General features: G+C 70.2%; 10 protein-coding genes. 9 read left to right on the top strand and 1 reads right to left on the bottom strand.

The window, feature by feature from the left end; translation table 11 throughout:
* Positions 1 to 41: 41 nt before the first annotated feature.
* The 9 genes from ftsW to MB828_RS46195 all read left to right on the top strand — a co-directional run bounded on the left by ftsW (position 42) and on the right by MB828_RS46195 (position 8,721).
* On the top strand, positions 42 to 1,397 hold the full coding sequence (ftsW, locus tag MB828_RS46235) for a putative lipid II flippase FtsW (RefSeq protein WP_046729531.1): 1,356 nt from the start codon (positions 42 to 44) through the stop codon (positions 1,395 to 1,397).
* Positions 1,398 to 1,403: 6 nt separating this feature from the next.
* A complete protein-coding gene (murG, locus tag MB828_RS46230) occupies positions 1,404 to 2,492 on the top strand; it encodes an undecaprenyldiphospho-muramoylpentapeptide beta-N-acetylglucosaminyltransferase (RefSeq protein ID WP_133028265.1) in 1,089 nt (362 codons plus the stop codon).
* Positions 2,493 to 2,521: 29 nt separating this feature from the next.
* On the top strand, positions 2,522 to 3,316 hold the full coding sequence (locus tag MB828_RS46225) for a cell division protein FtsQ/DivIB (RefSeq protein ID WP_301653382.1): 795 nt from the start codon (positions 2,522 to 2,524) through the stop codon (positions 3,314 to 3,316).
* A 279-nt stretch (positions 3,317 to 3,595) separates the two neighbouring features.
* A complete protein-coding gene (gene ftsZ, locus MB828_RS46220) occupies positions 3,596 to 4,792 on the top strand; it encodes a cell division protein FtsZ (protein WP_133028267.1) in 1,197 nt (398 codons plus the stop codon).
* Positions 4,793 to 4,802: 10 nt separating this feature from the next.
* The gene (pgeF, locus tag MB828_RS46215; protein WP_301653381.1) at positions 4,803 to 5,531 is read left to right on the top strand and encodes a peptidoglycan editing factor PgeF; all 729 of its coding nucleotides are present in this window, start codon (positions 4,803 to 4,805) and stop codon (positions 5,529 to 5,531) included.
* Positions 5,532 to 5,537: 6 nt separating this feature from the next.
* Positions 5,538 to 6,257 (top strand): YggS family pyridoxal phosphate-dependent enzyme, encoded by a 720-nt coding sequence (locus tag MB828_RS46210; RefSeq protein ID WP_133028269.1) that lies wholly within the window; start codon positions 5,538 to 5,540, stop codon positions 6,255 to 6,257.
* A 126-nt stretch (positions 6,258 to 6,383) separates the two neighbouring features.
* On the top strand, positions 6,384 to 7,025 hold the full coding sequence (locus MB828_RS46205; protein WP_046729536.1) for a cell division protein SepF: 642 nt from the start codon (positions 6,384 to 6,386) through the stop codon (positions 7,023 to 7,025).
* 50 nt (positions 7,026 to 7,075) lie between these two features.
* Positions 7,076 to 7,360 (top strand): YggT family protein, encoded by a 285-nt coding sequence (locus tag MB828_RS46200; RefSeq protein ID WP_046729537.1) that lies wholly within the window; start codon positions 7,076 to 7,078, stop codon positions 7,358 to 7,360.
* A 56-nt stretch (positions 7,361 to 7,416) separates the two neighbouring features.
* Complete coding sequence (locus tag MB828_RS46195) at positions 7,417 to 8,721, top strand: DivIVA domain-containing protein (RefSeq protein ID WP_301653380.1); 1,305 nt, start codon at positions 7,417 to 7,419, stop codon at positions 8,719 to 8,721.
* 633 nt (positions 8,722 to 9,354) lie between these two features.
* Here the strand turns inward: MB828_RS46195 and ileS are convergent.
* Complete coding sequence (ileS, locus tag MB828_RS46190; protein ID WP_301653379.1) at positions 9,355 to 12,492, bottom strand: isoleucine--tRNA ligase; 3,138 nt, start codon at positions 12,490 to 12,492, stop codon at positions 9,355 to 9,357.
* Positions 12,493 to 12,795: the final 303 nt, after the last annotated feature.

Here is a 12,795-nt window from a genome sequence, read left to right as displayed (position 1 = left end):
GGAGGGACGCGTGCGACGGTCGACGATCAGCGGAGGCGTTGATGCCCGGTAGCCGCACCGGCCGCCCGCCCGTGCAGCGGGCGGCGCGCAGGCCCGCCGCTTCCCGCACGACGCGCGAGAACCCGCTGCGGCGGCTCTACACCCGCGCCCACCGGGCCTGGGACCGGCCGCTCACCGCGTACTACCTGATCCTCGGCGGCAGCCTGCTGATCATCGTGCTCGGTCTGGTGATGGTCTACTCGGCCTCCCAGATCACCGCGCTCCAGATGTCACTGCCGGGGTCGTTCTTCTTCCGCAAACAGTTCCTGGCCGCGTGCATCGGCGGGGTGCTGCTGCTGGTCGCGTCCCGGATGCCGGTGAAACTGCACCGCGCGCTCGCCTACCCGATCCTCGCCGGTGCCGTCTTCATGATGGTGCTGGTGCAGGTACCGGGGATAGGGATGTCGGTCAACGGCAACCAGAACTGGATCTCGCTGGGCGGCTCCTTCCAGATCCAGCCCAGCGAGTTCGGCAAGCTCGCCCTGGTGCTGTGGGGCGCCGACCTGATGGCGCGCAAACAGGAGAAGCGGCTGCTGACCCAGTGGAAGCACATGCTGGTGCCGCTGGTCCCGGTCAGCTTCCTGCTGCTCGGGCTGATCATGCTCGGCGGCGACATGGGCACCGCGATCATCCTGACCGCGATCCTGTTCGGCGTGCTGTGGCTGGCCGGGGCGCCTACCCGGCTGTTCGCGGGTGTGCTGTCGATCGCCGGCCTGCTCGGTGTGATCCTCATCAAGACCAGCCCCAACCGGATGGCCCGGCTCGCCTGCATCGGCGCCACCGAGCCGAAGACCGGGGTCGCCGACTGCTGGCAGGCGGTGCACGGCATCTACGCCCTGGCCAGTGGCGGACTGTTCGGCTCGGGACTGGGCGCGAGTGTGGAAAAATGGGGCCAACTGCCAGAAGCGCACACCGACTTCATCTTCGCCGTCACCGGTGAGGAACTGGGCCTGGCGGGCACGCTGTCGGTACTGGCCCTCTTCGCGGCTCTAGGCTATGCGGGTATCCGCGTGGCCGGACGCACGGAGGACCCCTTCGTGAGGTACGCCGCGGGAGGCGTGACCACCTGGATCACCGCCCAGGCGGTGATCAACATCGGTGCGGTGCTCGGCCTGCTGCCGATCGCCGGTGTCCCCCTCCCGCTGTTCTCCTACGGAGGCTCCGCCCTGCTGCCGACCATGTTCGCCATCGGGCTGCTGATCGCCTTCGCGCGCGACGAGCCCGCTGCGCGGGCGGCGCTTGCGATGCGGCAACCCCGCTTTGGTAGAAAGCGGGGAGCCGGGGGTCCTCGCGGACCCCGGAGATGGAACACGATGCGACGGCGCGCCCCGGTGGCGCGCTCGTCCGGAGAGCGGTGAATTTCGGTGCATGTCGTACTCGCTGGTGGGGGGACCGCCGGCCACATCGAGCCCGCGCTCGCCCTCGCGGACGCCCTGCGCAGGCAGGACCCCACCGTGGGGATCACGGCCCTGGGCACGGAGCGCGGCCTGGAGACCAGGCTCGTACCGGAGCGCGGTTACGAGCTGGCGCTGATCCCGGCGGTGCCGCTGCCCCGCAAGCCCACCCCGGAACTGATCACCGTCCCCGGCCGGCTGCGCGGCACCATCAAGGCCGCCGAGCAGATCCTGGAGCGCACCAAGGCGGACTGCGTGGTCGGGTTCGGCGGCTACGTCGCCCTGCCCGGCTATCTGGCCGCCAAGCGCCTCGGGGTGCCGATCGTGATCCACGAGGCCAACGCCCGCCCCGGCCTGGCCAACAAGATCGGCTCCCGGTACGCGGCCAGGGTCGCCGTCTCCACGCCCGACAGCAAGCTGCGTGACGCCCGCTACATCGGCATCCCGCTGCGCCGGTCCATCTCCGTCCTGGACCGCGCCGCCGCCCGCCCGGAGGCCCGCCACCGCTTCGGCCTCGACCCGAACCTGCCCACGCTGCTGGTCTCCGGCGGCTCGCAGGGCGCCCGGCGGCTCAACGAGGTCATCCAGCAGGTCGCGCCCTGGCTCCAGCAGGCGGGCATCCAGATCCTGCACGCGGTCGGCCCGAAGAACGAACTGCCGCAGGTGCACCAGATGCCGGGAATGCCCCCGTACATCCCGGTAAGTTACCTGGACCGGATGGACCTCGCGTACGCCGCGGCCGACATGATGCTCTGCCGCGCCGGAGCGATGACCGTCGCCGAACTCTCCGCCGTCGGACTCCCGGCCGCCTACGTCCCGCTGCCCATCGGCAACGGCGAACAGCGGCTGAACGCGCAGCCGGTGGTCAAGGCCGGCGGCGGTCTGCTGGTCGACGACGCGGAACTCACCCCGGAGTGGGTGCAGCAGAACGTGCTGCCCGTCCTCGCCGACCCGCACCGGCTGTACGAGATGTCCCGTGCGGCAAGCGAGTTCGGCCGCCGGGACGCCGACGACCTGCTCGTCGGCATGGTGTACGAGGCGATCGCCTCGAGCCGGTAGGACCGTATGACGAAAGGCGAGTGAGCAGCGTGGCCGGACCGACCACCGCCGAGCGCGGTGAACGCCAGCAGGAGTCGTCCGGCCCGCCGCCCGCAAGGGTGTTGAGGAAGCGCCGCCTTCGTGTGATCGTCATCCTGGCCGTACTGCTGCTGCTCCTCGGCGGCGGTTCCGGCTGGCTGCTGTACGGCTCCCCGTGGCTGCGCGTACGGCATGTCTCCGTCTCCGGTACGGCCGTTCTGACTCCGGAGCAGGTCCTCGCGGCCGCCGCGGTCCCCGTCGGGGCGCCGATGGTCTCCGTCGACACCGACGGCATCGAGGCCCGGCTGCGCCGGAAACTCCCCCGGATCGACGAGGTCGACGTCGTTCGTTCCTGGCCCCACGGAATCGGGCTGAAAGTCATTGAACGCACGCCGGTTCTGCTCATCGCAAAGGGTGGAAAATTCACCGAAGTGGACAAGGAAGGCGTCCGTTTCGCCACGGTTTCGCAGGCGCCGAAAGGCGCTCCGGCGCTGGAACTGAGCCTCGCCCGGCCGGGTTCCGCCACCGCCAGCCTGCGCCGTTTCGGCACCGAACGCCTGGTGCGGGAGGCGGTCACCATCGCGGGTGACATTCCGGCCGCGGTCCGCAGGGACACCAGGACCCTCAAGGTCCGTTCCTACGACGACGTCTCACTGCTGCTGACCGGCGGCCGCGTCGTGCAGTGGGGCAGTGCCGAGAACGGCGCCGCCAAGGCGCGCACGCTCACCGCGCTGATGAAAGCGGCTTCCGGAGCGCGGCACTTCGATGTGAGCGTTCCCACCGCCCCTGCGTCATCGGCGAGTTGACGCACATCAGCGCAGGCCAGCACCCTGGTTGGGCACTGCTATGGCTGATCACATAGGGTGAAAAGAAAAACGGGAGGTTCGGCGTGTTCGTTGAACGGGCGCCACTTGTCGACTTAGTGTCCTGTTCAGAAGACTCCAGAGAACAGACACACTGGTAACCCTAAACTTCAGGGTTAGGGTTCGGGTCGGCGCTACGGACCGTCCCATTCGGCATCCGCCGTCCCGCGCGGGAACACCGCACGGAGACGGCAACGTAATTCGAGGCGAGAGGCCTTCGACGTGGCAGCACCGCAGAACTACCTCGCAGTCATCAAGGTCATCGGTGTCGGCGGCGGTGGTGTCAATGCCATCAACCGGATGATCGAGGTCGGCCTCAAGGGCGTCGAGTTCATCGCCATCAACACCGACGCGCAGGCGCTGTTGATGAGCGACGCCGACGTCAAGCTCGACGTCGGCCGTGAACTCACCCGCGGACTCGGCGCCGGCGCCAACCCGGCCGTCGGCCGCAAGGCCGCCGAGGACCACCGCGAGGAGATCGAGGAGGTCCTCAAGGGGGCCGACATGGTCTTCGTGACGGCCGGTGAAGGCGGCGGCACCGGCACCGGCGGCGCGCCCGTCGTGGCCAACATCGCACGCTCCCTCGGCGCCCTCACCATCGGCGTGGTCACCCGCCCCTTCACCTTCGAGGGCCGGCGCCGCGCCAACCAGGCCGAGGACGGCATCGCCGAACTCCGCGAAGAGGTCGACACCCTCATCGTCATCCCGAACGACCGACTGCTGTCCATCTCGGACCGCCAGGTCTCGGTCCTCGACGCGTTCAAGTCGGCCGACCAGGTCCTGCTCTCCGGTGTCCAGGGCATCACCGACCTCATCACCACCCCCGGCCTGATCAACCTCGACTTCGCCGACGTCAAGTCGGTCATGTCCGAGGCCGGTTCGGCCCTCATGGGCATCGGCTCGGCCCGCGGCGACGACCGCGCGGTGGCCGCCGCCGAGATGGCGATCTCCTCGCCGCTCCTGGAGGCCTCCATCGACGGCGCCCGGGGCGTGCTGCTCTCCATCTCCGGCGGCTCCGACCTCGGCCTGTTCGAGATCAACGAGGCCGCCCAGCTGGTCAGCGAGGCCGCCCACCCCGAGGCCAACATCATCTTCGGCGCGGTCATCGACGACGCCCTCGGCGACGAGGTCCGGGTCACCGTGATCGCGGCCGGCTTCGACGGCGGCCAGCCCCCGGCCCGCCGGGACAACGTCCTCGGCTCGTCCTCGGCCTCCGCGCGCCGCGAGGAGCCCGCCCCGGCGCGGCAGCCCGAGTCCCGCCCCTCCTTCGGCTCGCTGGGCAGCGTGACCCCCAAGGAGGACCCGGAGCCGGCCCCCGAGCCGGTGGCCGACATCCCGGTCGCCCCGCCGGTCCCGCCGTCCCGCTCCTACGCGGACAGCGCGGCCGAGGAACTGGACGTACCGGACTTCCTCAAGTGATCCTTACGACGTGACAGCACAGCGCGAGACCGTGAGCGGCGCGCACTTCGCCTTCACCGACAGGTGGGGCGGGGTGAGCGCCGCTCCGTACGAGGAGCTCAACCTGGGCGGGGCGGTCGGCGACGACCCCGGATCGGTACGGACCAACCGGGAGATCGCCGCCAAGTCGCTCGGCCTGGACGCCGGCCTGGTGGTCTGGATGAACCAGGTGCATGGGAACGACGTGGCCGTCGTGGACGAGCCGTGGGGGGAACGGCCGGTGCCGGAGGTCGACGCGGTCGTCACCGCGCGCCGCGGGCTCGCCCTCGCCGTCCTCACCGCCGACTGCACGCCGGTCCTGCTCGCCGACCCGGTCGCGGGCGTCGTGGGCGCCGCGCACGCGGGCCGGCCCGGGATGGTCGCCGGGGTCGTCCCCGCCGCCGTACGGGCCATGACGGAACTCGGCGCCGACCCGGCCCGGATCGTCGCCCGCACCGGACCGGCCGTGTGCGGGCGGTGCTACGAGGTGCCGGAGGCCATGCGCGCCGAGGTGGCCACCGTCGAGCCGACGGCGCACGCCGAGACCAGCTGGGGCACTCCCGCGGTCGACGTGAGCGCCGGCGTGCACGCACAGCTCGTGCGCGCCGGGGTGCTCGACCGGGCGCAGTCGCCGGTGTGCACGCTGGAGTCGGTGGATCACTTCTCGTACCGCCGCGACCGCACCACCGGGCGGCTCGCGGGCTATGTGTGGCTGGACTGATGGGGCATGACGGACCGTAGGACCGAACTCGCCGGAAACCTGGCGAAAGTGGAGGAGCGCATCGCCGCCGCCTGTGCGGCGGCCGGGCGCAAGCGCGAAGAGGTGACCCTGATCGTGGTCACCAAGACCTATCCGGCGGACGATGTGCGGCTCCTGTCGGAGCTCGGGGTCCGCCAGGTCGCCGAGAACCGTGACCAGGACGCGGCCCCCAAGGCCGCCGCGTGTGCGGATCTGCCCCTCAGTTGGCACTTTGTCGGTCAATTGCAGACCAATAAAGTGCGATCCGTGGTGGGTTACGCGGATCTCGTGCAGTCCGTGGACCGTTCCCGGCTCGTGGACGCGCTGTCCAAGGAGGCGGTGCGGGCCGGGCGCGAGGTGGGGTGCCTGCTCCAGGTCGCGCTCGACGCGGGTGCGAGCGGACGCGGCGAGCGCGGTGGTCTGGCGCCCGGCGGAATCGAAGAGTTGGCCGACCTGGTCGCCGGCTCGCCGGGCCTGCGGCTCGACGGGCTCATGACCGTCGCCCCGCTCACCGGGGAGTACGCGGGGCGTCCGCGGGCGGCGTTCGAGCGGTTGATGGATTTGTCGACTGACCTGCGCCGAGCCCATCCGGCTGCGAACATGGTCTCCGCAGGGATGAGTGCGGACCTCGAGGACGCAGTGGCCGCCGGGGCGACACATGTACGCGTCGGCACTGCGGTACTCGGAGTCCGCCCCAGGCTCGGGTAACGTCGCCAAGAAGTCGGACCACAGCAGAAAATATGGTCAATGTCGCCCGATGTGGGCGCAACGGCCTCGTGGATCGCGGGACTTGGCAGTCGTCACCGATCCACCACAGAGCGGAGGACTCAGAGCATGGCCGGCGCGATGCGCAAGATGGCGGTCTACCTCGGCCTCGTGGAGGACGATGGTTACGACGGCCGCGGATTCGACCCTGACGACGACTTCGAGCCCGAACTGGACCCGGAGCCCGAGCGGGACCACCGGCGGCACGAGCCGTCGCACCAGTCCCACAGTGCACACCAGCCCCAAAGGGACGATTCGGTACGAGTGGTGCAACCGTCCCCACCGCGCGAACCGGTGTCGCATTCCGCTTCCGTGTCAGCGGAATCCGGGCGCCCGGCGCGCATCGGCCCCGTGGTGTCCATCACACAAGAACGCGCAAGTCTGGAGAAGAACGCACCGGTGATCATGCCCAAGGTCGTGTCGGAAAGAGAGCCTTACCGGATCACCACGCTTCACCCCCGGACCTACAACGAGGCCCGTACCATCGGGGAACACTTCCGTGAGGGCACCCCGGTGATCATGAATCTGACTGAGATGGATGACACAGACGCGAAGCGACTTGTCGACTTTGCGGCCGGTTTGGTGTTTGGTCTTCACGGCAGCATCGAGCGGGTGACGCAGAAGGTGTTCCTGTTGTCTCCTGCTAACGTCGATGTCACGGCGGAGGACAAGGCCCGCATCGCAGAGGGCGGGTTCTTCAACCAGAGCTGAGACGCAACACCGGTACGAAGCACGGAACAGGGGAGAGGGAAGCACGGATCATGAGCGTGTTCCTGGATGTGATCTACATCGCGCTGATGTGCTTCCTCATCGTGCTCATCTTCCGGTTGGTCATGGACTACGTGTTCCAGTTCGCCCGCTCATGGCAACCCGGCAAGGCGATGGTGGTCGTACTTGAGGCGACCTACACTGTCACCGATCCACCGCTCAAGCTTCTGCGGCGGTTCATCCCGCCGCTGCGTCTCGGGGGCGTGGCGCTCGACCTGTCCTTCTTCGTACTGATGATCATCGTCTACATCCTGATCGCGATCGTTGGTCGGCTGTGATGAGCGATGTGACCTACCGTCTTGCCGAACGCCGACGACTACGTTGAGGTGAAGAGATGCCGTTGACCCCCGAGGACGTGCGGAACAAGCAGTTCACGACCGTCCGCCTCCGAGAAGGCTATGACGAGGACGAGGTCGATGCCTTCCTCGACGAGGTCGAAGCCGAACTGACCCGTCTGCTCCGCGAGAACGAGGACCTGCGCGCCAAACTGGCCGCGGCCACCCGCGCCGCCGCCCAGAACCAGCAGAACATGCGCAAGCCCCCGGAGCCGGACCAGCAGGGCGGCATGCCCCAGCAGGGCGGCATGCCGCAACAGGGCGGGATGCCCCAGCAGGGTGGAATGCCCCAGCAGGGCGGTATGCCGCAGCAGGGCATGCGAGGTCCCGGCGCTCCGGTGCCCGCCGGCATATCGGGCCCGCCGCAGCAGCAGATGGGCGGCCCCATGGGTGGGCCCCCGCAGCTGCCGAGCGGTGCCCCGCAGCTGCCGGCCGGTCCCAGTGGCCAGGGCGGTCCGCAGGGTCCCGGCCCGATGGGTCAGGGCCCCATGGGCCAGGGTCCGATGGGCCAGGGTCCGATGGGTCAGGGTCCGATGGGTCAGGGTGGTCCGGGCATGGGCCAGGGCATGGGTCAGGGTCCCGGTCCGATGGGCCAGGGCATGGGCCCCGGTCCGATGGGTGGTCAGCCCCCCATGCAGCAGCAGATGGGTGGTCCGATGGGCGGCCCCATGGGTGGTCCGATGGGCGGCCCCGGTCAGGGCCCCGGCGGCGACAGCGCCGCCCGAGTCCTCTCGCTGGCCCAGCAGACCGCCGACCAGGCGATCGCCGAGGCCCGCTCCGAGGCCAACAAGATCGTCGGCGAGGCCCGCAGCCGCGCCGAGGGTCTGGAGCGTGACGCCCGTGCCAAGGCGGACGCGCTGGAGCGGGACGCGCAGGAGAAGCACCGCGTCGCCATGGGCTCCCTGGAGTCCGCGCGCGCCACGCTGGAGCGCAAGGTCGAGGACCTGCGCGGCTTCGAGCGCGAGTACCGCACGCGTCTGAAGTCGTACCTCGAGTCCCAGCTGCGTCAGCTGGAGACCCAGGCCGACGACTCCCTGGCGCCGCCGCGCACCCCGGCCGCCGCTTCCCTCCCGCCGTCCCCGGCGCCTTCCATGGCTCCGGCCGGCGCGAGCGCCCCGTCCTACGGCGGCAACCCGCCCATGGGTGGCGGCCCGTCGCCCGCCGGCCCGTCCTACGGCGGCCAGCAGCAGATGACGCCGGCGATGACCCAGCCGATGGCACCGGTACGCCCGCAGGGCCCCTCTCCGATGGGCCAGGCGCCGTCCCCGATGCGCGGCTTCCTCATCGACGAGGACGACAACTGACGGCGGGCGCGTAGCGCGCGTAGCCGTCGGCAGAGCACCAAAGGGCGGGGCCCCGGATTCCGATCCGGGGCCCCGCCCTTTTTACGCGCGTTGCACCCAGCCCCCACCAGACGCACGGAAACCAACGCACGACAAGCACCCCAACCCGAAGGCGCAAGAAGGGCGGGCGTTTGAAGGGGCGCGAGGAACCGCGCACGGCAAGCACTCCGACGCGCAGGCGTGAGAGGGAGGGCGCTTATAGGGGCGCGGGGAACCGCGCACGGCAAGCACTCCGACGCGCAGGCGTGAGGGGGAGGGCGTTTATAGGGGCGCGGGGAACCGCGCACGGCAAGCACTCCGACGCGCAGGTGTGAGAGGGAGGGCGTTTATAGGGGCGCGGGGAACCGCGCACGGCAAGCACTCCGACGCGCAGGCGTGAGGGGGAGAGCGTTTATAGGGGCGCGGGGAACCGCGCACAGCAAGCACTCCGACGCGCAGGCGTGAGAGGGGGGTGCTTGAAAGGGGCGCGGGGAACCGCGCACGAGACCTGTTCCGACCCGCGCATGAGAGGGGGCCCGGTCCCCTCCGTGGAGACCGGGCCCCTTCTCGGACTGGCCGGCGGCTACGCCCTGCGCGGCTCGGACAGGCCGGCGGCTACGCCTTGCGCAGGCGGAACGTCAGCGAGAGCCCCTCGTCGGTGAAGGAAGCGCCGTATCCGTCATCCCCCTCGCCCTGCGAGAAGTCGGTCGCCAACACCTCGTCGGCGATCAACGCAGCGTGCTCCGCCAGCGCCGCGATCACCGCCGGGTCCGTCGAGACCCACCGGAGCGAGATCCGGTCGGCCACGTCCAGCCCGCTGTTCTTGCGCGCCTCCTGGATCAGCCGGATCGCGTCCCGCGCGAGGCCCGCCTGCCGCAGTTCCTCCGTGATCTCCAGATCGAGCGCGACGGTCGCACCGGAGTCCGACGCCACCGACCAGCCCTCACGAGGCGTCTCCGTGATGATCACCTCGTCCGGGGCGAGCGTCACGGTCTCGCCCTCGACCTCCACCGACGCCGTGCCCTCGCGCAGCGCCAGCGACAGCGCGGCCGCGTCCGCCGCGGCGACCGCCTTGGCGACCTCCTGCACCCGCTTGCCGAACCGCTTGCCGAGCGCCCGGAAGTTGGCTTTGGCCGTGGTGTCCACCAGCGAGCCGCCCACCTCGGACAGCGACGCCAGCGACGAGACGTTCAGCTCGTCGGTGATCTGCGCGTGCAGTTCCCGGTCGAGCGCGTCGAAGCCGACCGCCGCGACCAGCGCCCGGGACAGCGGCTGCCGGGTCTTCACGCCCGACTCCGCGCGCGTGGCCCGGCCGAGCTCCACCAGCCGTCGTACCAGCACCATCTGCTTCGACAGCTCCGGGTCGATCGCGGACAGGTCCGCCTCCGGCCAGGACGCCAGGTGCACCGACTCCGGGGCGCCCGGGGTCACCGGCGCCACCAGGTCCTGCCACACCCGCTCGGTGATGAACGGGGTCAGCGGGGCCATCAGCTTGGTGACGGTCTCCACGACCTCGTGCAGCGTGCGCAGCGCGGCCTTGTCGCCCTGCCAGAAGCGGCGGCGTGACCGGCGGACGTACCAGTTCGACAGGTCGTCGACGAACGCGGACAGCAGCTTGCCGGCCCGCTGGGTGTCGTACGCCTCCAGCGCCTGCGTCACCTGGTCGGTGAGGGCGTGCAGTTCGGACAGCAGCCAGCGGTCCAGGAGCGGACGGTCGGCCGGGGCCGGGTCCGCCGCGGACGGCGCCCAGTTCGACGTACGGGCGTACAGCGCCTGGAAGGCCACCGTGTTCCAGTACGTCAGCAGGGTCTTGCGGACGACCTCCTGGATGGTGCCGTGGCCCACCCGGCGGGCCGCCCACGGCGAGCCGCCGGCCGCCATGAACCACCGCACCGCGTCCGCCCCGTGCCGGTCCATCAGCGGGATCGGCTCCAGGGTGTTGCCCAGGTGCTTGGACATCTTGCGGCCGTCCTCGGCGAGGATGTGGCCGAGGCAGACCACGTTCTCGTAGCTGGACTTGTCGAAGACCAGCGTGCCGACCGCCATCAGCGTGTAGAACCAGCCGCGCGTCTGGTCGATGGCCTCGGAGATGAACTGCGCCGGGTAGCGGCTCTCGAACAGCTCCTTGTTCTTGTGCGGGTAGCCCCACTGCGCGAACGGCATCGAACCCGAGTCGTACCAGGCGTCGATGACCTCCGGCACGCGCGTGGCCGTCTTCGCGCACTGGGGGCACGCGAAGGTGACGTCGTCGATGAACGGGCGGTGCGGGTCCAGTTCCGACTGGTCGGTGCCGGTCAGCTCCGTGAGCTCCGCGCGGGAGCCGACCACGGTGAGGTGGTCGTCCGCGCAGCGCCAGATCGGCAGCGGGGTGCCCCAGTAGCGGTTGCGGGACAGCGCCCAGTCGATGTTGTTGTTCAGCCAGTCGCCGTACCGGCCGTGCTTGACCGTGTCCGGGAACCAGTTGGTGTTCTCGTTCTCCTGCAGCAGGCGGTCCTTGACGGCCGTGGTGCGGATGTACCAGGACGGCTGCGCGTAGTAGAGCAGCGCGGTGTGGCAGCGCCAGCAGTGCGGGTAGCTGTGTTCGTACGGCAGGTGCTTGAAGAGGAGGCCGCGCTGCGCCAGGTCCTCGGTGAGTTTCTCGTCGGCCTTCTTGAAGAAGACGCCGCCGACCAGCGGCACGTCCTCCTCGAAGGTGCCGTCCGGGCGGACCGGGTTCACCACCGGCAGGCCGTAGGCGCGGCACACCTTGAGGTCGTCCTCACCGAAGGCGGGGGACTGGTGGACCAGACCCGTGCCGTCCTCGGTGGTGACGTACTCCGCGTTCACGACGTAGTGCGCCGGTTCCGGGAACTCCACGAGCTCGAACGGACGTTGATACGTCCAGCGCTCCATCTCGGCGCCGGTGAAGGTCTGGCCCGTGGTCTCCCAGCCCTCGCCGAGCGCCTTGGCGACCAGCGGCTCGGCGACGACGAGCCGCTCCTCGCCGTCGGTGGCGACGACGTAGGTGACCTCGGGGTGCGCGGCGACCGCCGTGTTGGACACCAGGGTCCACGGGGTGGTCGTCCACACCAGGAGCGCGGCCTGGCCGGCGAGCGGACCGGAGGTGAGCGGGAAACGGACGTACACGGAGGGGTCGACGACCGTCTCGTAGCCCTGCGCCAGCTCGTGGTCGGACAGGCCGGTGCCGCAGCGCGGGCACCAGGGGGCGACGCGGTGGTCCTGGACCAGCAGGCCCTTGTCGAAGATCGTCTTCAGCGACCACCAGACCGACTCGACGTACTCGGGGTCCATCGTGCGGTAGGCGTCGTCGAGGTCGGTCCAGTACCCCATGCGGGTCGTCAGCGCCTCGAAGGCGTCGGTGTGGCGGGTCACCGACTCACGGCACTTGGCGTTGAACTCGGCGATGCCGTACGCCTCGATGTCCTGCTTGCCGCTGAAGCCGAGTTCCTTCTCGACCGCCAGCTCCACGGGCAGGCCGTGGCAGTCCCAGCCCGCCTTGCGGGCCACGTGGTAGCCGCGCATGGTGCGGAAGCGGGGGAAGACGTCCTTGAAGACGCGCGCCTCGATGTGGTGCGCGCCGGGCATGCCGTTGGCGGTGGGCGGGCCCTCGTAGAACACCCACTCAGGGCGGCCCTCGGACTGCTCCAGGGTCTTGGCGAAGATCTTCTGCTCGCGCCAGAAGTCGAGCACGGCGTGCTCGAGGGCGGGCAGGTCGACCTGGGCGGGCACCTGGCGGTACGTCGGCGCTGTCATCTGCGAGCTTCCTCCAACGGACTTGCTGCCTTCCGTCGGAGGGACGAGAGCCTTGTCTTGCGGACGCCGTGTGCGGCGCGCTCCCGCGGTACCACCCTCCTTGGCCCGCCGGACGCCGTACGCGCCGGTGAGCCCCCTCATTGGGGTCGCGAAACCGGTTCTACTCGCCACCGCTTCCCAGCTGCGGCTTTCTTCCGGCGGCTCCGGGGTGATCTTCACGTCGCGCCGGCCCCCGGGCTCCCACCGTCCCCGGGTCGCTCTGGGCTGCGTACGCCGCTACTCGTCCCCATCCACGCTTCTCGC

Origin of the sequence: Streptomyces arenae (assembly GCF_022343545.1) — a bacterium.
Lineage (GTDB): Bacteria > Actinomycetota > Actinomycetes > Streptomycetales > Streptomycetaceae > Streptomyces > Streptomyces humi.
This window is presented reverse-complemented; position numbering and strand designations above follow the sequence as displayed.

What these genes read in the sequence shown, in the direction of transcription:
- ftsW (WP_046729531.1), top strand. Translation starts at nt 42, where the DNA reads ATGCCCGGTAGCCGCACCGGCCGCCCGCCCGTGCAGCGGGCGGCGCGC.
- MB828_RS46210 (WP_133028269.1), top strand. Translation starts at nt 5,538, where the DNA reads ATGACGGACCGTAGGACCGAACTCGCCGGAAACCTGGCGAAAGTGGAG.
- MB828_RS46195 (WP_301653380.1), top strand. Translation starts at nt 7,417, where the DNA reads ATGCCGTTGACCCCCGAGGACGTGCGGAACAAGCAGTTCACGACCGTC.
- ileS (WP_301653379.1), bottom strand. Translation starts at nt 12,492, where the DNA reads ATGACAGCGCCGACGTACCGCCAGGTGCCCGCCCAGGTCGACCTGCCC.
- MB828_RS46205 (WP_046729536.1), top strand. Translation starts at nt 6,384, where the DNA reads ATGGCCGGCGCGATGCGCAAGATGGCGGTCTACCTCGGCCTCGTGGAG.
- MB828_RS46200 (WP_046729537.1), top strand. Translation starts at nt 7,076, where the DNA reads ATGAGCGTGTTCCTGGATGTGATCTACATCGCGCTGATGTGCTTCCTC.